Source organism: Prevotella sp. 10(H) (assembly GCF_000711235.1).
Classification (GTDB): domain Bacteria; phylum Bacteroidota; class Bacteroidia; order Bacteroidales; family Dysgonomonadaceae; genus Dysgonomonas.
Genome location: NZ_JOMI01000001.1, coordinates 465,935 through 486,929 on the forward strand (window position 1 = coordinate 465,935; position 20,995 = coordinate 486,929).

At 41.3% G+C, this 20,995-nt stretch carries 12 protein-coding genes; 3 read left to right on the forward strand and 9 right to left on the reverse strand.

Annotated elements, in window-relative coordinates:
• Position 1 precedes the first annotated feature (1 nt).
• From K348_RS0102130 to K348_RS0102160, 7 genes are all read right to left on the reverse strand, one after another.
• Entirely contained in the window at positions 2–2,872 is a 2,871-nt protein-coding gene (locus tag K348_RS0102130; RefSeq protein ID WP_081852486.1) for a DUF4434 domain-containing protein, read from the reverse strand.
• Positions 2,873–2,954: 82 nt separating this feature from the next.
• A complete protein-coding gene (locus tag K348_RS0102135) occupies positions 2,955–4,613 on the reverse strand; it encodes a DUF4434 domain-containing protein (protein ID WP_029902445.1) in 1,659 nt (552 codons plus the stop codon).
• A gap of 33 nt (positions 4,614–4,646) precedes the next feature.
• Positions 4,647–6,086, reverse strand: coding sequence for a hypothetical protein (locus tag K348_RS0102140; protein WP_029902448.1), 1,440 nt, complete (start codon positions 6,084–6,086; stop codon positions 4,647–4,649).
• Between the two features lie 14 nt (positions 6,087–6,100).
• A complete protein-coding gene (locus tag K348_RS0102145) occupies positions 6,101–7,699 on the reverse strand; it encodes a RagB/SusD family nutrient uptake outer membrane protein (RefSeq protein WP_029902450.1) in 1,599 nt (532 codons plus the stop codon).
• 11 nt (positions 7,700–7,710) lie between these two features.
• Entirely contained in the window at positions 7,711–10,821 is a 3,111-nt protein-coding gene (locus K348_RS0102150; RefSeq protein WP_231496724.1) for a TonB-dependent receptor, read from the reverse strand.
• Between the two features lie 11 nt (positions 10,822–10,832).
• Positions 10,833–12,056: an AGE family epimerase/isomerase gene (locus tag K348_RS0102155; RefSeq protein WP_051697511.1), complete on the reverse strand. Its 1,224-nt coding sequence runs from the start codon at positions 12,054–12,056 to the stop codon at positions 10,833–10,835.
• A gap of 26 nt (positions 12,057–12,082) precedes the next feature.
• Entirely contained in the window at positions 12,083–13,483 is a 1,401-nt protein-coding gene (locus K348_RS0102160) for a sugar porter family MFS transporter (protein ID WP_029902457.1), read from the reverse strand.
• Between the two features lie 503 nt (positions 13,484–13,986).
• On the opposite strand from K348_RS0102160, the gene K348_RS0102165 reads away from it, so the two are divergent.
• From K348_RS0102165 to K348_RS0102175, 3 genes are read left to right on the forward strand one after another with little or no spacing between them, the layout of a single operon-like run.
• Complete coding sequence (locus K348_RS0102165) at positions 13,987–15,195, forward strand: ROK family transcriptional regulator (RefSeq protein WP_029902458.1); 1,209 nt, start codon at positions 13,987–13,989, stop codon at positions 15,193–15,195.
• A gap of 4 nt (positions 15,196–15,199) precedes the next feature.
• Complete coding sequence (locus K348_RS0102170) at positions 15,200–16,279, forward strand: DUF2891 domain-containing protein (protein WP_231496725.1); 1,080 nt, start codon at positions 15,200–15,202, stop codon at positions 16,277–16,279.
• On the forward strand, positions 16,276–16,995 hold the full coding sequence (locus tag K348_RS0102175; protein ID WP_029902462.1) for a hypothetical protein: 720 nt from the start codon (positions 16,276–16,278) through the stop codon (positions 16,993–16,995). The genes K348_RS0102170 and K348_RS0102175 overlap by 4 nt, the downstream gene beginning before the upstream one ends.
• Positions 16,996–17,023: 28 nt before the next feature.
• Here the strand turns inward: K348_RS0102175 and K348_RS0102180 are convergent, their stop codons facing one another.
• Complete coding sequence (locus K348_RS0102180) at positions 17,024–19,231, reverse strand: DUF262 domain-containing protein (RefSeq protein ID WP_051697514.1); 2,208 nt, start codon at positions 19,229–19,231, stop codon at positions 17,024–17,026.
• The gene (locus K348_RS0102185; protein ID WP_029902466.1) at positions 19,228–20,925 is read right to left on the reverse strand and encodes a DUF262 domain-containing protein; all 1,698 of its coding nucleotides are present in this window, start codon (positions 20,923–20,925) and stop codon (positions 19,228–19,230) included. The genes K348_RS0102180 and K348_RS0102185 overlap by 4 nt, the downstream gene beginning before the upstream one ends.
• Positions 20,926–20,995 lie beyond the last annotated feature (70 nt).

The following is a 20,995-nucleotide window of genomic DNA, read 5'->3' on the forward strand; positions in this document are numbered from 1 at the left end:
TTTAATAGTTAGGATTAATAAAGACTTCATCGCAGAATAGCCATGAATCGCCATTCCGGTTTTCGGCGACTATTTTAATGTATCGCGACCGTTTCGATATATTTTCAGCTAAGGCAACATCTATCCAACAGTCATGTAAATCGTTGGCACTGATCTTCATCGGCACGCTTTTCACTTTATCAAAATTTTGTCCGTCATCGGATACATAAAAATCGACAATCGAAGGCAAGGCTATCGAAGCAGGGCGAAAATGAAGGAAGCGGGCGGCAAGAGCCGATATATCCATAGCTTCACCCATATCGATTACCACTTCCATATTTTGCCTGTCGAAACCAAGCCACGAAGAATCTGTATATTCTTCTACACCCAGTTTATTATCAGTAAGACTGGCTTTTGCATACTTACTATCAGGACGGGTGAGGTATTCGACCTGTCTGTCGATTCCCTGATGCACCACATTTTCCTTAAAGGTGGCTTCTAAAAATTTCCAACGCCCCTTTCCTGTGAGCCAGTCGCTATAGTCATTGTATGCCTTAGCTGCACCTATCGGCTGACCAATGGGCATAGGTGAATCCGGTTTGTCATATATGCCGTATATAGAAAAGCTGAGTACTTCTTCCACACCTGCATCCGTAACGCCGCACATCTGTGACAGGTAACGGGGAAAAGCGGCAGGAATAAGCGCCGATTCACGGGAGTTAGTGCCTTTCTCCCAGGTGAAAGATTCGACGTTTGCCCAGAAACGGATATTTGTTTCTTTATGGATGTCGCCCAACATCCTGAAATGTTCCTTCATCCGTTTCATCGGCATCGGTTCTCTGACACATCCCACCTCGTCCTGATAAGCGATAATGTCGACTTTCAATTTCGTTATCTGTTCGCCGAATTGCCTGCTATCCATATCTGCATTGCAGAGGCCGTACGGTGAAATCATAATTTGCGCATCCGGTGTCAGGCTGCGCGCTTTGGCTGTAAGGGTGTTGACCGCATCCACGGCATAATCGGACAGTACAGGTTCCATACTGTCTTCTACCGGCAGATACCAGCCAAAGAAAGACTTATGGTGGCTGAACCTGGCAGCTGCCTCATTCATTATTTTCTGCTGCAGAGCCCTGATTTCGGGTTTACGCAAATCGTCATCCTGATTTACAGCCCATCCGCAACTCATAAATACATGCATATTGTGTTTGTCAGCTGCTTCCATTATAGCTTCTACAGGGCTTTTTCTGCCCTTAGGATATGCAGGTTCCATAAAGTCGGAATGATAGAACGATTTTTGTTCGTTGGCGATAGCCATGATAACGAGATAAGACATCCCCATGGCGGCATATTCCTCTATCTTCTGTTCCCAGTATTCGGGGCTTGTATAATCCACATGGGCGGGATTCATGTATTTGTTTCGTACATCCTGATAAGGCAGGTTTATCCATGTTCCTTTCACGGGTTTTGTCTGTATTCCACCTGTAAGAACACCGTTTTTTCTGTCATCGAGAACTTTCTCCCTGTATGCCTTGTAGTCATTAAATAAACCGACAGTCCGCTCCTCTCCTATCCTGATCGACATTTTCGGGTCGTTGAAAACACCCGGAAACTGATAACAAAGTATTTTTTCGAAGTTTTCGAACAATGTGAGGTCATGCACAATCTGGTTCACAGGGCGCGGATATAACGACTGGTCGTCATTGAACAGGAATGTCTCCAGATCGAACCAGAGATGAGAACCGGCATCATCGCACAGTTTCTGCAGCATATCTGCAGCCTGTTTGCCTGTGATATCATTTTCGGGCATGCGGGCAAAACCGAAAGGGCACAATATATCCAGATGTTCGAGCAGCGCCGGATAAGTATCTTTTCCGGCAGGCACACCCATGCTGTTGGTTGCAAGCATGACGGGTTTGGCCGGAGCCATGCTATTACAGTATGCCTTGAATTCTTTGAAGAAAGATACAATTTCCCCTTTTCTTTTCAAGCGTCCTTCTTCGGTCTTTTCCCAGTTGTCGAGACTGCCGCCGCTCTCTTCCGATACATAGAAGGAATAGAACGACGGGTGATGTCCGTATTTATCCCAAAGTTCTTTTGCCACACGTTTGTGCCATTCCAGCGATTCGGGAGTGAAATCGAACCATGCGAACATTCCTACTCCCATCATCACATGCATATTCAGTTTATCCGCTTCCGACAGGATCGCTTCTATCGGGTCTTTTGCAGTAATTGGCATACGGCCGGGGTAAAGGTCGGAGGGATAGAAGGCTTTTCCCTGATAATTATTTACATTGGTGGAATGCTTCCCCACATATTCTTCATTGCGGAATACTTCCTGTATAACGATAATATCCATGCCTACTTTATGCATAGACTGTACCATCTCGCGCCACTGGTTGTCTGTCATTTTGCGGATATCCTTATTCCAGTGTTTTCCTTCTGTTTCACTCCAATGATATATACCTGCCCACGCACCATCGATGAGGCGGGTGGAACGGATAGGCGATTCGATGATTTCTATTTCCTTGTATTCTTTGCGGGTCTTTTTCCCGTCATTCACTACCAGTATTATTTTATTCTTGCCTACTTTATCGGCGGTGGGTATCCTCAACTTTACCAAGTGGCTTTCTCCTTTCTTCAATGTATATTTTGAATGGTGGAGAAGATTGTCATTACTTTCTTTATTGAGGTAGAGGGAAATATTTAAGTTAACCGGCTTTGCTTCATTGTTTACTATTCCTGCCCTTATATCCAGTTCCACCTTATTGGTTATAGTGGTAGGCGGGATCAGTGTCAGTTCGATACCGGGTTTTTCTTTTGCATAGGTAAGACCTTTCCCCGCAAAAAGGATAAGTATAGAAAACAAAAAGATTTTCCTTGTAAAATTCATTGTTTTATATTTAAATTATTCAAATAAATTTTGAAGAATATCAGGGCATATAATTCTACGCCCTGATATATGCATCCCCCTTTTAAGGCAAAGAATTATAATAGGCTCTGTACCCTTCGAAACTGTCATAGCCCGGCTTGAACGTAGCCCAGCTGAAGTTTGTGATATACTCCGTATACTGGCTGGCCACAGCTATTTGTTCTTCCAGTTCGGCCCAGCTTTTTGCACGGTATGGTATGTCGGGGCAACCGCATTGCAAGAATGATTCTATATCGACTGCAAACTGCACTCCGGCATTCTCACATGCTTTTTTGATATGTGTATAGTAATTCGGCAAATCGACCCGCACATCCACAAGGCAACGCCCTGCCAAGTCCTGAAGATACATATAATCGATATCATGAGTATCTTTCAACAGGTCTTCGAACCACTGGCCGCACATATCGGCAGGCATGCCCCTCCACAGGGCAGGAGCTATCAGAACAGGTTTATCGGCTAAAGATTTCACATAAGCAGCTACACGTTGCAGATATTGGGCGAGTAGCTTGCGCTCTGTTTCCATTTGCCAGCCGGCAGGATATTTGGCATCGTGAAATTCTTCAGTAATATACCAACCTGCAAACGCCGGACTGGAACCGAATTTATTGAAAAGGTCGTTGGCTACGACTTCGTTCCTTGCCAGTAAGACATCATACATATACTTATCACCCAGCTTGTTGTTATCATAGTCGCCTCCGTTGAGGCCGAAGATAAGCTTGAAATTCCGGCGTTCGGCGGCAGCCACCATTTTGTCGATTATGTCGTATTCTGTTTGTCCGCCGTTCCATCCAACAGTAGAGCCCGTGTACCAAGAGATATTGTTTTCGACCCCGTATCCTACACTGTACTGTATAATCCATGTGTCGATGCCGACCGCTTTGCATTCCTGAAAATATGTATCCCAATCGTTGTATTCAGGAGTGTTGTAAACAGCATTCAGCTGTATGAATATACTTGAAAGTTTTGCCTTCTTAGTATAATTGTGCTGATAGGATGTGACCTGTTGCAGATCGTCGAAAACAACTGTTCCGCTTTTGGCCTCGTCTTTTTCGTTTACAATGTCGATACGATAACCGATCACACGCGAAGGATTAATCTTATCTTCACCTGTAAAACCTTTGTACAGAGAGAAGGAACTATAAGGGATGACGAGCTTAATCCATCCATCGTTCTGTAACACCGTTTTATTCACGTATTGAAAATATTGATTAGCAGTTTGCATTCCCGGAACCATTTTATCGTCCTGTATCAGCATCATCCTGAAAACGCCGGGATTACCGGGATTACCTTTTATCCAAACAGATAAGCCCAGCGGTTCGAAGCCAAGGTCGGGCCTGTAGTTATCCCATGTATGTTCTATAGAAACAAATTCGGGTTCGGGGCTGACAGACCTGGCAGTAAAGGTATAGCTGATACCCATGGCAGCTTCGCCTTCTTTGATATCATCTGCCACATTGTAGGTACTGATAGATGTCGACGGAGAATTAGAACCTTTCTGTACAGCAATCGCTTCGCATCCGTCGAAAGTAGTTAGGATACGCGTATCATGTGCATTCTGCAGCACAGCTTCTTCTGCTCCCTTATCCACACTGTCGGGCAGTGTAACTTTCTGATATGAATGATCGTCATCGCTACACGAATAAGTGAAGCAGGCGATGAAGAAAGCGGTAAGGGTGATTATATATTTTATATACTTTTTCATATTGATCGGATTTAATTTGATTATTACCAACTATCAGTTGCGGGGATAATATTTCATATGATATTTTATGATTCCTCCCTGAGAAGCATTGTTGGATATTAAGAGGCCGTAAATATATGCATCATTCCCCTGAACGGATACGGCTACATCACCGAACATCATGATATTGTAGACAGTATAGTTTTCCGATTCGAATATCATAAAATCATTATAACCGTCTTTATCCGGATTCATATCCCTGATATTGTTTATATCGGTGATATCGAATACTTTCAGTTTCACGGGGTCGGTATCGTAAAATACCTGGGTAAGCATGGCTAGGAAATCACTATCTCCTACCGAGAATACCTTATATCCCAGTATCTTATATTCGTGGTTGCTCTTGTCCATTTCGATTACCTCCTGCAACCCGTCCCTGAAGCGATAGAAGCGGCTGCCGAACAAGCGGCTCTGCGCATCTGTAGATTCGTATAATATGTAAGAGAGGAAGATATCGGAGTCGTCGTCTATACTTCTTCTTTGCACATCTGCATAATCCCATGCACCTGCTATCGGGGTAAATTCCACCTTGTTAGGAACGACAGTGAGAGGAATACCGTTGTTGAACTCCCAGTAATAGTAGGCATTGCGATTGTCGTTAGCTTCGTATCTGTTGCCTACAGTGGCATATACATATGCTTTGCCTTGTTTTATGTTTCCAACAACGCTGAACCTGTATCCTAAGTTGACAGGGCATCCGGCATCATTGGCATAGTCGAGCAGCAACTGTGGGTTGGCATCGTCGATATCGTTATATACATACAGCATAAACCCTGCTCCTGAGCCGTTAATCCTGCCTGCTATTATATGTCCGGCATCATCAGTCCTTACCTGCCCGATGACAGTGCGGGGCGAAGGAATTGCCTTTACGATATCTCCGCTATTTTTATTATATACACGGATATTAGGATCGGGATCGAAGTTTACACCATCGTGGACGAATAAGTAATCACCCGACACATCCAAAGACCACAGCCAATTGATATATTTAAATCCGAGCTGGGTACTGTTCTTGTGCCATTCTTTCTGGAATGAGGCTATCGGTGGCAGCAATTCTACCTTAATCATGTATGTCTTTATTTCGCCCGTCGAAGTTCTTACTTTCAATTCATAAGGGGCCGTAAGGTCTATTACACCCGGTATGGCCGGTTCTGCTTTACAGTTGTTTTCGAGGCTGACTGCCAGTTTCATCTTAGATACATCGGTAGGCTCTTCGAGTGGCGACGGTATCTTAAAGATAATAACATCCCCGTCATTATAAGGGCCTTTGGTGGCAGGGGTAAATACCTGACTTCCCCCGACAATCTGCACCGTGAGGCTTTGCAGGCCTGTTGTTTGTACAGATGTATCGCCCATATCGACAGAACCGCATGACGAGAAAGTCCATATCGCAGCCAGAGCCACGAATATTAATTTACATATATATTTTTTCATGTCCATCCTGTTTTTTATTTCCATTCATCAAATTGTTGTATCATCTTGTTCGATTCGAGTTCGGAAGACGGAATAGGGAAACGTTTATATTTATCCAGATATATGCGTTTACGTCCGCTGTCGCAATCGATTACTTCATATGTGAAGGTATTATTCGATTCTCTGGTAGGTTTCACGCCTTTCAGGCTTCTGTTGTTCAATTCACTTTTAGCAAGATCCCAACGGCGCAGATCCCAGAAGCGGTGCCCCTCGAATGCCAGCTCTATCATGCGTTCGCGGCGCAACAATGTCATAAAGTCGCCAACGGAATTTGCAGTAACATCGGTCTTGAATCCAGCTCTCTTCCTCACATCGTTCAATGCTTTGAGTGCAGGCGTCAAATGCCCCTGCTGCGCCATGGCTTCGGCATATATAAGCAATACTTCGGCGTAGCGCATATAGTAATACGTAAAGTCATTGACAGTGAAGGTCGTCATATCCTCATCTAAGAACTTGCGAAGGAAATAGCCCGTCATGGTACTTGTACCACCTAGCGACCAGCCGTCTTTTCCGCCTACGAATGTTTCAATTTTCCGTCCTTTCCAATCCGCATCGTTATACAGAATCGAGGAGTAGAAACGCTCTTCGCGTCCGGCATACGGATTTGCCGCATGTATAGGGTTGTTCCAGTCGAAATTTGAGCCGTCAGCCATTTGATACTGCGATACGATGTCTTCGGTAGGAGTAGCAGAAGTCATCGCCCCCGCATCGCCCGAAGGGCTGTATGCCGCATCGAACGTATATGCTAGGTCGGGAGCCATAAATCCTACTTCGATGATACTTTCCTTGTTTTCTATATTCTGGCTTCTCCTTATTTTAAATAAGCCGTCATAACTTGGATAAAGGTCATACATTTTCAGGTCGAACAAATCCTGTGCCGCGTCCGAAGCTGCTTTCCACCTGCCCGCATACAACATAGCCCTTGCCTTAAGGCCAAAAGCCGCGCCTCTGGACAGTTTTCCTTTTTTCGCAGGATTGATATTCAGGTTCTTTGCTGCAAAATCAAGGTCTTCGGCAATAAAGTCCCAACACTGGTCGGGAGAGGATAAAGGATTGTTCCCGTTTCCTAACTCGGGTAGCTGGCGGAATATAATAAGAGACGCTCCATATCTCCGTGCCATTACAAAATAGACATGCGCCCTGAAAAAGCGGATTTCGGCCTCGGCTCTCAGCCTCACATCTTCGGGCAGATGCTGCCCTTTTTTCGACAATCCGTCTAAGAAGCGGTTGCATTGTGTAACCCATGTATATCCCCACCCCCAATTATCGAACGGATTATTGATAGGAGTGATAGTGACAGAGCCATAAGGCACAAGGTTTTGGTTGGCATGTGCCAGATTCATCTTCATTATATCGCTGTATCCGTCATCTTCTATGGCAGCACCGTAGTATTCGCCCAATAAAGGATAAAAGCTGTTGAGATAAAGTTCAACGCTGTTCTCATCTTTCCAGAGCGTGTCTTCGGTATAGGTGCTGGTGAGTTCGGGATCGAGGCTGCATCCGCTGCTTATAGCTATGATACCGATGAGCAGGCAGATACTTATTTTTCTTTTTATATTATAAAATGCTTTCATATCGTACTCGGTTAAAAAGTTATATTAAGGCCGAATTCATATATTCTTTGTTGAGGATAATAACCCTGATTTACGCTCGGCATTTCGGGGTCGAAATAATCGACACCGGTGAGCGTAAACAGGTTGCTGCCGGATGCATATACCCTGACTTTTTCAAGCCCCGCTTTTTTGACTATTCCTACGGGTAAGGTATATCCTATCTGTGCTGTTTTCAGCCGCAGGTATGTACCGTCCTTCACCCACCAGTCGGAATATTTTCCGCCATTGATACGCAAGTCGGCCGTCAGGCGTGGATATTTCGCATTCGGGTTTTCTGGTGTCCATGCATTTTCTACCAGATAGTAAGGAGCATTCCCGTCGGCAAAGAAAGGACGTGTATAGAATGTATCGTCTACCCACCCTACCGGATAAGTTCCGCACAAATATACATCGAACAATGCTGCCCCTTGGAAGAAGAGATTCATATCGAAGCCTTTATACTCACCCGACAGATTAAATCCAAACATCATTTCAGGAATGTTGCTCCGGCCGATAGGCACCATATCCTGTTCGAGAGTGATACGTCCGTCACCGTTTATGTCGACGAGTTTGATATCTCCGGGCAAGGTAGGGCCGAACACGGCACTTTGGGCTATTTCTTCTTCAGTCTGGAATAATCCGTCCGACACAAAGCCGAAATATTGTCCCATAGGCTTGCCTACCAGACGGCGGGCATCTGGCACATTCGTATTTTCGTTTATCTTGAGTATTTTATTACGCGCCCACGAGAGATTTCCTCTTACATTGTAGTTAAAGTCGCCAATCTTATTGTTGTGTGTCAGCACCAGTTCAAATCCTTTATTCTGATGCTCTCCGAAATTTATAATAGGCGAATAATATCCACCGAGTGACGGAGGATAGGCATTGCCCGGACTTTCGAGTTTGCGGCGCGTGAGTGAATAGAACATATCCAGTTCTACGCCTAAGAGACCTTTCCAAAAGGATGTTTCGAAACCGATATTGTAGTTGTCCGTTACCTGCCATTTCAGGTCGGGATTTGCGATTGAGCCAATATTTAAATAGCGTTGCGGTTCATTGCCTATCACTGCAATAGGATTATCGCTCAGATTGGCCATGCTCATATATGACAAGCCATATCCGAGTCCTGTCTGGCTGCCCAGCTGTCCGAAAGAAGCCCTCAGTTTAAGGTTGTCGATCACCTTTATATTTTCTTTGAAGAACGGTTCTTCCGAAATGCGCCATCCTGCCGAAACGCCGGGGAATAAAGCCCATCTGTTTTTTCCGGGCAGGTATGTTGTCCCGTCTATACGGCCGGATAGTTCAAGGAGGTATTTTGTGTCGTAATCGTAGTTTACGCGCATGACATACCCGCCGCGTTTAGCGATGTTGTGAGCGCCCTGTACACTGTTGGGAACCACTTCATCGCCTTTGCTCAGGTCGAGTATGTCTAAAACGGGGAATCCTCTTTTTGCAGCGCTCATACTTGTAAACTTGGTACGTCCGTATTCGTATAAGAATAAGGCTTTAATGTCATGCTTCCCGAATTTACGGGAATATTCTGCCGATGACTGGAGGAAATAGTCGTACTGATCTGTATAGTCCTGATAAACATACGCCTTGCCGTCGGATGTTACCCGCGACCATTCTTCATTCCATGTTTTATTGCCCTGATTATATACCGCCAGCTTATAAGGAGTGACACCTGTTTTTACCATTTGGTGGAAGTAGTCGTATGCTCCTGTAAATTTGACGCTCAATCCCGGTACCAGAGGCACATCGTATTTTAGCGAGATGTTGCTTTCGATTCTTTTATGCCTGTTTTGTTTCGTACCCGATTCGTCACGTAGTGCAATAGGGTTCTGGTTGCCATTTCCGGCCGAATTGAGGCTACCGACGGGCACTCCGCTGTAAGTCTCCCTAGGCAGGTATGGGTACATAAGCATGGCATGTTGCAGTATGCTGGATACGCCATACGCGGGCTCCTGAGTTTTCGACTGCCTGTAGCCGATACCGATTGAAGCCGTGAGGTTATTGGTAATTTTAGAATCAATATTAGTTCTGAAATTGTAGCGGTCGAAAGATGTATGCTTCATTGCGCCTTGCTGATTAAGGGCGCCTAGTCCTATATAATAAGAGAACCGGTCACTGCCGCCTGTGAGCGAAAGCGTATTATTGTAAGTAGGTGCGGCAGAACGGAATAATTCGTCGAACCAGTCGGTATTTGCATATACCCCGTATGGGTCGCCATTCTTTATCCGGTTTATTTCATCCTGACTAAAGCGCAGGTTATTATCAGGCACACCGTCTAGCTGCTGGGCCCTGTTGTACCAATACATATAGTCTTCCCCGTTGAGAAATTCAGGAAAATTAGTATTTGTGCTCAACTGTATAGATGAGTTGAGGGTAATAGTTGGTTTTTGAGCCTTTCCTTTTTTTGTAGTCACCAGAATTACGCCCCCCGAGCCGTTAAATCCATAAACGGCGGCCGACGCTGCGTCTTTCAACAGGGTAATCGATTCTATTTCGGCGGGGCTTATAGAGGGGAAAGGACGGGCAATACCGTCGACAATAACGAGTGTATTTCCGTCGCCATTCCCTACACCCCTTACATTCAACGATGCGCCATCGTATCCCGGCTGCCCGCTGGTCTGGCGGGTTACCAGTCCCGGAAGCCTTCCCTGCAACATTGCCGAAAGGTTGGAGGCCGGCGCTTTGATAAGTTCTTCGCCGCTTATCTGAGCAACGGCGCCTGTCACACTTATCTTCTTCTGAGTGCCGTACCCTACCACTATAACTTCGTTCAGACCTTTTGCTGCCGGCTCGAGATTGACGTTTATCAACCTGCGGCCTTTCGGGATTATTTCCTGAGGTTCGTATCCTATGTATGAAAATACCAAAGCGATATCTTCATCGGAAACCGTGATGTCATATTTGCCGTCTACGTCGGTCATGCTGGCATTTGTGGTTCCTTTCTGCTGAACAGTAGCACCTATCAGAGGAGCATTGCTCTCGTCTGTCACTGCCCCCGAAATTCTGACCTGTGCCTGTATGCCCACATAGAAGAGGGAACATAACAGTAGCAAACATAGCCTGATGTTATGGGCTGATTTAAGGTTCATCATAATCAAGTTATTTAAGGTTTAACATTTATACAATTTTCGTTTGTTTCGGTTTCTATCAGTCTCTTGCGTTCTTCAATTTCTTCAAGTGTTTTCCAACATTGGTACAGCCCTCTGGGCACATGGAAGCAGCCCTTCCACTTACCGCCTTTGAGCGGCAGTAATACTTCGCCCTGCCTATTGAGGTAGCCGAACCATTCGGGATGCTCTTTGTCTTTGAAATGATTCCATGTATAATCGTGTATGGTTCCGAACCATTTCAGGCAGTTGGCGTCGCCTGTGAGATTATATCCTTTGAGTAATGAGATCAGCGTTTCGACATGCACCCACCATAGTTTCTGATCCCATTCGAGTTCGTGGCGGGGATATCCCAGCCTGTCCATGAAGTAGAATATACCTCCGTATTTTTCATCCCAACCGTATTCTATCATTTTCAAAGTAGTTTCAGTGGCCTTATCTATAAGGTCTTTGCGCGAGAAGCGTTTCCCCAGATCCATTATAAACCACATTGCTTCGATAGCGTGTCCGGGGTTGATGAGCCTACCATCATAAGTGTCGGACAGCTCGCCTTTTACGGTTACATTCTCCACTATCAGCCCGTTGAGCTCAGGCCGGTAAAAGATATTCAATACCTCGTGGACACAGTTTTCAATCGTCTTATTCAAAAAGCCTTTGTCAAGAAGATGCTCGATTTCTAATGAGAGATTGCAAAGTATCATCGGCAAGGCAAATCCTTTCAGCTGCCGTGTTCCTGCATGAGCCTTCGACCACTTACCTTTCGGGTTATCGACTTTAGAGAGAATAATATTGAATGTCTTCTGTGCTATTTCTGCATATTCGTCATTACCTGTAGCCAGACTCAGCTGTCCGAAAGCCATGGCAGCGAAGGTATAGGAGAATATGTTGTAAGGATCGACAAGCGGATTTCCGCTGCGGTCTAATGAAAAATACCAGTTGTAGCTTCCGTCATGACCGTATTTTTTAAGGAATTCGCCGCCCTGTATGGCACAGTCGAGCCATTCGCCCCGTTTTTCAACCTTATTGTAAAGCATTGCGAACATCCATACTTCGCGTGCCTGAAGCCATATAAACTTATCGGTATCGTAGACAGCGCCATCACGCGCAAGACAGGAAAAATAACCGCCATATTCCTTATCCTGAGAATATTGCAACCAGAATGGGATTACGTTATCAAGTAATTCTGCCTTGTATTGTTCTGCTAATTTTTTAAAGTCCATAGTTTTAAGCTTTATATTATTGTTTTTTACTTTTCCCAGAATTTTTCTATTTCTTCCAATGACTTACCTGTAGTTTCGGGAACCAGTTTCCATATTATTAGCATGTACGGAACACACATGATGGCGAAGAGGATGAATGTGCCCGCAGGCTGCAGGTTCTGCAACAGCCAAGGCGTTAACTGGCCTATAAGATAGGTGCCGACCCACAATGAAAATCCGGCTATCGACATTGCCAATCCACGGACTTTCATCGGATACATCTCCGATAAAAGGACGAATATCACAGCACTGATAGATATGGCGCAGCTGAATATGTATCCCATGAAGAAAATCAGTAAAGTAATGGCAGGCATTCCAAGGTCGTCTCCCTTTGTGAAATAAAAGGCGATAAGAATAAGGAATACGATCATTGCGGAAACTCCGTAGTATATCAATTTCTTACGCCCTACTTTGTCAATAATGAAAACCGCTATAATGGTGGCTACCATATTAGCCAGCCCCACCATAACCTGATAAAACAGAGAATCTCCGCCCGACAAGCCATTATTCTCGAAAATAGTAGGCCCATAATAGAGTACGGCATTTACTCCCATGAATTGCCCTAAAATAGCTATGGCGCATCCGATGAGTACGGCACGGAAAATCCCCGGCTTAAAAATCAGTCTCCAATCGGTTTTGACTTCGCCCTGTACTACTTTTAACGTTTCCTGCATCTCCGATTCTACTACATTCTGAGAGCGATATATCCGCAAGAGGGTTTTTCCAGCTTTCATTTCCTGCCTTTTCAGTATGAGCCACCTCGGGCTTTCGGGAATAAAGAAGATAGCTATAAGAAACAATACTGCCGGTATGAATGCCATACCTAACATACTGCGCCATACTTCTGCATGAAATATCTTATACAATAGAGGTGAAACCAGTGCAGACGATCCTCCGGCCGAATAATTCAGCAGTCCGAAGTTGATAAGGTATGCACCTAAAAATCCAATAGTTATGGCCAACTGGTATAACGCCACCAAGCGCCCGCGGTATTCCGCTGCCGACACTTCCGATATATACAGCGGGGAAACAATGGATACTACTCCGATGCCCATACCGCCTATGATACGAAACCAGACAAGATGATTGAAATTATCGCTCAGTGCACAGCCAAAAGCAGATATTGAAAAAAGCACAGCAGAAAGGATGAGGATTTTTTTACGTCCGAACTTGTCACTCAATATTCCGGCAACAGATACCCCGAGAATAGAACCTACAAGAGCGCAGCCAACATACCAGCCTTGCTGTATAGTATCTAAAGAAAATTGGGAGGATACCTGAGTGATTGTTCCAGAGATGACCGCCGTATCGTATCCGAACAGATATCCGCCGAGCGCAGCCACAATTGCCAGAAAACTCATATATCCTATATTCACATTTGTTTTCATAGTTGATAAGGTTGTTTATATTATTATTTTATTTATTTTATAATATATTGGAATTGCTTTAATTAGATATAAGAGGGATATTATTAAATATATTATTAAATACAGGGCTAAATTATTAATTTATTTTTATAATAAAAATTTATTTAAGAAAAAATTTAATTAACACAGTGTTAAAGTCCTTTTTTAAAAATTAATAGTTTACATATATATTATTTATAAGGTGAATTATTTATACCCTGTACAAGACCAACAGAATGCAGGCCTCAAGTAAGAAAGACAGTTCTCCATAAATACGGTAAAGACATTATTGACTGACACTTACAACCGGTTGAATCACAAACTGAATTGCACGTAATGTTATTTACCCCCCTTTTAGTTAAAAAACTTACAGAATATAATATCAGTAAAAAGCCATATATTAAAATTATTATTTAAAAAGCACTAAATTTTGGTTTCATTTTATTTATATTTGTATGATATTAAATATTTATACAAAAACTAAGATGTATAAGAAATTCTTTGAAGATATAGAGCGCGGCTCCAAAAACGGAGTTATCAAAAAAAAGATAATAAGCCATTACATTACAAATGGAGATTCGACAATTGCGGATATATCGAAAGTATTCGACCTGAGTGTGCCTACCATGACCAAGCTGATCGTAGAATTGTGTGAAGACGGCTTCGTGGTGGATTACGGGAAAATAGAAACCACAGGAGGGCGAAGGCCTAATATATACGGGCTGAATCCTGCTTCGGGCTACTTTATAGGAGTGGATATGAAAAACACATCCGTGAATATAGGGCTCATCAACTTTAAAGGAGAGATTATTAAAATGGAAATGAATATTCCCGTTTTAATTAAAAGCACAATGGAAAGCCTCGATGAATTGTGTTCCATTATCCTCGATTTTATAAGCCGCTCTTCGGTTGAGAAAGATAAGATACTTAATATACAAATAAATATATCGGGACGTGTAAATCCTAAGACGGGATATAGCTACAGTATTTTTTATTTCGATGAAAGGCCATTGACCGAGGTAATGAGCGGTAAACTGGGATGCAGCGTATCTATCGACAACGACACACGGGCAATGACCTACGGCGAATATATGGTTGGTAATTATAATGACAATAAGGATGTGCTTTTTGTCAACATAAGTTGGGGGCTTGCCGTAGGAATCATTATCGACGGGAAACTTTACTATGGCAAATCGGGGTTTTCGGGCGAATACGGCCATGCCAGTGTATTCGATAATGAAATACTTTGCCATTGCGGCAAAAAAGGATGTCTTGAAACAGAAGCATCGGGATTGGCTATGCACAGGGTTTTCGTAGAGAGATGCCTGAACGGAGAATCTTCGATATTGTCGGAAGACATCAAAGCAAATAAAAATATTACACTGGAGAATATAATCGATGCTATAAAAAAGGAAGATATGCTTGCTATCGAAATTGTAGAGGAAATAGGCAACAAATTAGGCAAGAACATATCGGCACTGCTCAACCTCTTCAATCCCGATATGGTAATACTGGGCGGTGTGTTGTCTATGGCCGAAGATTATATCCTTTTACCGTTTTACAGTGCCATAAAGAAATATTCCCTCAATCTGGTGAATAAAGATTCCACCATAATATTGTCGAAGCTAAAAGAAAAATCGGGAGTAACCGGGGCATGCCTCTTATCGCAGCATAATTTCCTTAAGAACATATAGAACAATGAAAGAATCCGGATGTATAAAAAAATGGCAGATGAAAATGCTTTTCTATATCGCCCTATTATTTTGCGGATATATCAATGCTCAAACTTTAGATTTACAACAGGCAGAAAAGATTTTTAAATTGCCTGTTCATTGCATAGAGGTAGAATTCCCGAACAAATTAGGGCAGGTATTGGGCAGCACAGACGACCTGAAAAGCCCGAAGCAGTTACGCCCCATATTTTATGGCTGTTTCGATTGGCATTCGTCTGTACATGGATACTGGTCTATTGTAAAACTACTGAAAGACTACCCACAACTGGATGAATCAGGAACTGTAAGAAAAATCCTGAACAGAAACATAACTCCCGAAAATGTATCCATAGAATCGGCCTTCTTTGAGGACTATAACAACCGTAACTTCGAACGCACCTACGGATGGGCCTGGCTGTTGCAACTGCAGCACGAATTGCATACATGGAAAGATACGGATGCCCAACGCTGGTATCAGGCTTTAAAGCCTTTAGCCGATATGCTGACTGTCAAATATGAGGAATATCTGCCAAAGCTTAATTATCCTATCCGCACAGGGCAGCATAATAATACGGCCTTCGGATTGTCATTGTCTCTCGATTATGCCAGAAGTATTGGAGATAAGGAATTCGAACGGTTAATAATCAAGCATGCAAAAAGGTTATACGGAAACGATGTAAACTGCAACCTCTCTTTTGAGCCTAGCGGCAATGATTTTCTTTCACCCTGTCTCGAAGAAGCATTATTGATGAGTAAGGTGCTGGATATACCTGAATACAGGATGTGGTTAAAAGCATTCATGCCTGATATGTTCAATTCCGGTTTCTCGTTGGTGCCCGGAGAAGTTTCAGACCGCAGGGACGGACATTTGGTTCACCTCGACGGATTGAATTTCAGCAGGGCAACCTGCCTGTATTCTATCTCAAGGAAATTGCCGGAGTTGAGCCACCTGAGATCAATTGCCGACAATCATCTCAACTATTCGTTAGGTAATATAACCGACGACGATTATATGGGTAGTCACTGGTTAGGTTCCTTTGCCCTTTATGCTTTGATGAATAAATGACACATATACATAGCCCCAAAGCTCTCGATACACTTATAATGAAGTTGGGATTCCTGCCTTTCTTCCGCAACGAAATATCCGGATTTTCTGTTGAGGAATATACCCCACAGAATTTATGGTTCTCAGGTGATGACGATGGCCCATGGGAATGGAAAGGTCCTATCATACGAAATGGAAATTGTACATATGGAAAATTATTTAATAAGAAAGCCGGATATGTCAGTATAGAGTGGCTTCCCGACCTCATCAATTACAGGCGTTCTGTTTACAGACTGACTGACAATACCGAAGACGAAAAAGAGCAAAGTAAAGAAAGACTTATTTATGAAACAATTAGAAAACACGAGTCATTGCTCTCACATGATATTAAATCGTTATTGGGCTTCAATAAACCGAGAAAAAAGCGTCTTGATCCCATGGACGAAATAGAAATCCAGCCAAAGAAAGAAAAACAAAATTTTGATACAATAATGACCCGCCTGCAAATGGGAACATGGATCGTAGTTGCAGACTTTGAATATAAATATAATAAATTACTGGAAAGATATGGCTGGGGCATTGCCCGCTATGCTACACCTGAAGTTTTACTTTTCGGCGAAAAGTCTATAAATTGCCAAGGACGTACCCCGAAAGAATCTAAAGAGAAAATAATCGATTACCTTTCCTTATTGTTACCAGAGGCCACCGAATCGCAGCTTCTTAACTTGATCCGGTAAAGCCTCTTAAAATAAAATTTAATGATAATTAGCCAGCCAATAAATCATTAATGATTTGCTTACCTTTTTCTATTCTGTCTTCTATGTCGATATTATTGGATTGCATGATCGGATATTCGGTTTTAATGTCGTTTTGACTAACAGTGTATCTGTTATCAGAGCAATCGATCAGTATGTCTGTATTTATTATTTTTAATAAATCTCCCTGATATGAATAATCTCCCAAAGTAAGTTTTTCTGCAAATTCAGGCAAATGAAATAATGTATAAAGAAAAATATTCCAATTTCTTCCGCCAATACTTTTTTCTGTATTCATCATAATAGCTTCGTATGATTTTGCTGACATATCTTTCCAGTTTCTCCAATAATACATACCAAAATTACCTTGCCGCATTTGCTCGTATTTAATTAGATAATACCTCCAGTCTTTTGGCGTATCGGAGCTGTTAATATATTCTTGGACAAATTCTGTCAAATTATCATTGTTAAGATTGTGCTCATCAAACTTATACAGCAATATATTCAGTATTTTCGAAGTTTGCTCAAAGCCTTGTCGTTGTTTGGTCGGGTGAAATAAATCAATCCAAACAGAATCATTATACCTCGCTCCTATTTGCCAACGCCATGAGATAAATTGTGAATAATCGCCTATGCTTAATAATGTTGTATTAATCAAATCTTTATTGCAATTATCGAACAATAATCTAAATTTTCTGAAGTTGATATGATTATCCAATCCCACAATAGCAATGCAACCCCTTAATAAGTTATGATCTTCCAGATGAAATAACTCATCTTTCATATGGGAATTAGCTTTTAGCCATTCTATCTTGCTACGCTCTTCTTCTTTTTGCCTGACATTATAACCAAGGTCTCCCCGTTCATGAATAGGGATTTCTCCAGTGAGAATGATTGTTTCGGACTCATGTAGTAATGCCTTCATGCGTATATCACGAATCTCATCACCCAAAGAATTCCAAATCAAATTTCTGATAATTCGTATTCTTCGTTTAAATTGATCTTCTGTTATTTTATCTCTATTTTGAAGGTATGTAATGATAGAATATAATAATAAAATTTTGCTTAATGGAAACTTTCGGTTTCTACCTGAATATTCCCCGTAATTATCACAACATTCCCTGAATATATTTACGTCGTCCTGATAAAGTTTCACTTTATCGTATTCATAGACAGATTTTGAAAAAAACTTATCGAAAAAATCAGTGATATTTATTCGGCACCAACAATCGAATGAGTTCTTCAAATATTGGATATTATATTGAGCATTTTCATTATTTTTATTGTATAACAGATTTGCCAGTTTGAATTCGTCTTTTTCAATATTAATCTCGGATTTATAGCAAAGAATATCGCTTATAAAATGAAAATACCGCATAAATTCGTCATCAATAATATTATTATCGCCCCGAAACGGAAATAACATATCAGTCCATTCAATATCGAATTTATGATTAATTTCCGCAGAAAGTTCTTCCGATTGTTGTTTAATTATTTCTTCAAACTCAGCTTTGAAATGTTCAAAAGGTGTCAATGGTTTTCCGCGGGAATTCATTTTAATGTACAAATCATCTGTTAGCCCCATTTCGGTAAGTGGCAGAAAATAAAAAGTAATATTTTTACGGGCAACAAGGGATTCCCACAGATTGGGTTGATTTTTGAACTTTTGATGGATAGCATCAATCATTACCAGCATAGACTGAATGGTAGGATCATTTTTCCATTCGTATGGATACCAGGCTTGATCTCTGATGCTTTCAGATATTTCATCATTAATAAAATCCGGAGAAAATTTCACCAATTCTTGACAAAAATCACGGGAACTGAAACGAGTAGCATATGAAAAGTGGTTTAGAAATTTATATTCTTCTCTGTCTATATCCTCTTTTTTTGCAATGTACCAATGTAATAAAAAGAGTGTAGTCAATCTTTGTTGTCCGTCAAGAGGCGTTAAGACGTACATTTCTTCTTTATTTTCTATCTTTTCAGATACATCACCATACACAAAATCCAACGTTATATGCTTATCTTCAGTGATCGATGTGAATAGAGCGTCTAAAAATCTATTTCTGATCCGTTCTACTTCATTATTTGTTCTACCTTGCGCATAATCTCTTTGGATAATGGGTATTTCTATTTTACTTAGCATAATTTCAGTTTCTTCCAGGCTGAAAGAACTGCCAAATAGACTTTGAAATGTATATTCTTTGGTATTCATAAACTGATTTCTTTTTTAATTCTAGTTAAATAATCTTTCAATATTTTATCCATTTCCTGAATATATCCGTCTCTATCAGCCTTACCCCAAAAATGCAATTGATTTGATCCGGAGCAAGTATAATATTTGAGAAAGACACGTCTTGTACATACCGGGATGTAATCATTCGATTTGTCCATTTTAAGGATCTTATTCCGTTTAACGTCAAAAGTAGAATTATTTAAAGCGGAATTACCGGACAGGCCCAAGAGTGCTAAATTGGATAAGGAATGGGTGTACTCTACACTTCCCTCTTCGGATAAAATAGAGGTTACTTCATCAAACAATTCTGAAAATTTATCACCTGTCAAATTTTCATCAATTATGGCATTGTTTATTTTTTGAATTAAACTTTTATTGGATTCCTGATCGATGCTTAATAAAGATTTTGCATGTAATTTCAGCCATTCTATCCATTGCTCTTTTTTATTCAGTCCTTGCGACTGCTGTGCATGAATATGTTCGAGGCTCCAATCTTCTTGTTTATGCTTATCAAATGGAAAACGCAGTGTAGGGTCGGATTTCTGCCTTATGGTTTCAACATTAAACAACAATAACAATTTTTCAATATTACCACAATCTATTTTATTATCGTAAGATAAATCACAATAATCTTTTTTAAAATCAATACTTTCTGCTATTAATTGATCTAATGAATTTTGAAATTCTTTTTTTGTTATATCTTTTGAACGAAGGATTAACTCTTCTATAGTCTTCGACTCGGAGGCAATCAGATAGCCGATCTTGTGGTATAATTGAATATTTTCATACCACTCTTTCAATTGTTGATAATAGCGCAGAATAATAGTCCAGATTTCCGATTTATTTTCCGAGTCTTTTATTCTTTTATCGAAATAAAAGAATGTAAAAAGTTTTTCTTTTTCATGTTTTTGTTTATTTGACATTAGGTTGAAAATCAGCTCGATCCTTGTGGAATAATTACTGCTTTTTTCATTCGTAATAAAGTACCACAGGCTATCATTGTGCAATTCCTTTTCAATAATATCCCATTCAGTCGCTATTTCTAATTGTTTTGCGTCGTTAATACCATTGTTGCGGCTTAAAAACAATGCTTTAATAAGTTCAGCATTTGTTAATGGGATACGCCCGATATTTAAACGGGTAAATAGTGAAACCGCATTTTCGTCGGAGTTAACCTCATACCAGATAATACGAATGCGTTCATTTAATTTTTTGTAAAGATTGAAAGCTGTGAGGGCCTCGTCTTGTTGTGATTTAAACCATGTAGCAATATTCCGATATGCTTCAATAATAAAATATTCATCAATATTTTCCGGAATAGCGTCCAAAGTTCCCATATCGATATTTTCCAGAAAATCTTTGCTTTTTATTCTTGTTTGGTATTCAAGCGAAAAATTGAGTTGAAACGGTAGTTTTAACTGCTTCATATAACGAAATATCAGAAAGATGGTCGTTAAACGTTGTTGCCCGTCTATTAACTCAAATTTCTTTTCAGCGATATTTTTAACGACTATCGGTTGAAGGCAATAATTTTGTCCTTCCGCAATTTCGTGAATATCTTTCAACAACATTGCAACTTCATCTTTCCAACGGTATCCCCGTTGATATGCTGGAACATAAAAATGTCCCTCGATGCTTCCTACTAATTTTGGCTCAAGGTTTATACTACTCATTTCGTGTTATTTGTGATAAATAATTTTCTTTTTTTACTTCTTATTTTCCCACCCATCTAAGTGATGCGTC

Bases quoted from the DNA above. Each gene is read 5' to 3' on its own strand.
- K348_RS0102130 (WP_081852486.1), bottom strand. From the start codon at position 2,872: ATGAATTTTACAAGGAAAATCTTTTTGTTTTCTATACTTATCCTTTTT.
- K348_RS0102135 (WP_029902445.1), bottom strand. From the start codon at position 4,613: ATGAAAAAGTATATAAAATATATAATCACCCTTACCGCTTTCTTCATC.
- K348_RS0102140 (WP_029902448.1), bottom strand. From the start codon at position 6,086: ATGAAAAAATATATATGTAAATTAATATTCGTGGCTCTGGCTGCGATA.
- K348_RS0102145 (WP_029902450.1), bottom strand. From the start codon at position 7,699: ATGAAAGCATTTTATAATATAAAAAGAAAAATAAGTATCTGCCTGCTC.
- K348_RS0102150 (WP_231496724.1), bottom strand. From the start codon at position 10,821: ATGATGAACCTTAAATCAGCCCATAACATCAGGCTATGTTTGCTACTG.
- K348_RS0102155 (WP_051697511.1), bottom strand. From the start codon at position 12,056: ATGGACTTTAAAAAATTAGCAGAACAATACAAGGCAGAATTACTTGAT.
- K348_RS0102160 (WP_029902457.1), bottom strand. From the start codon at position 13,483: ATGAAAACAAATGTGAATATAGGATATATGAGTTTTCTGGCAATTGTG.
- K348_RS0102165 (WP_029902458.1), top strand. From the start codon at position 13,987: ATGTATAAGAAATTCTTTGAAGATATAGAGCGCGGCTCCAAAAACGGA.
- K348_RS0102170 (WP_231496725.1), top strand. From the start codon at position 15,200: ATGAAAGAATCCGGATGTATAAAAAAATGGCAGATGAAAATGCTTTTC.
- K348_RS0102175 (WP_029902462.1), top strand. From the start codon at position 16,276: ATGACACATATACATAGCCCCAAAGCTCTCGATACACTTATAATGAAG.
- K348_RS0102180 (WP_051697514.1), bottom strand. From the start codon at position 19,231: ATGAATACCAAAGAATATACATTTCAAAGTCTATTTGGCAGTTCTTTC.
- K348_RS0102185 (WP_029902466.1), bottom strand. From the start codon at position 20,925: ATGAGTAGTATAAACCTTGAGCCAAAATTAGTAGGAAGCATCGAGGGA.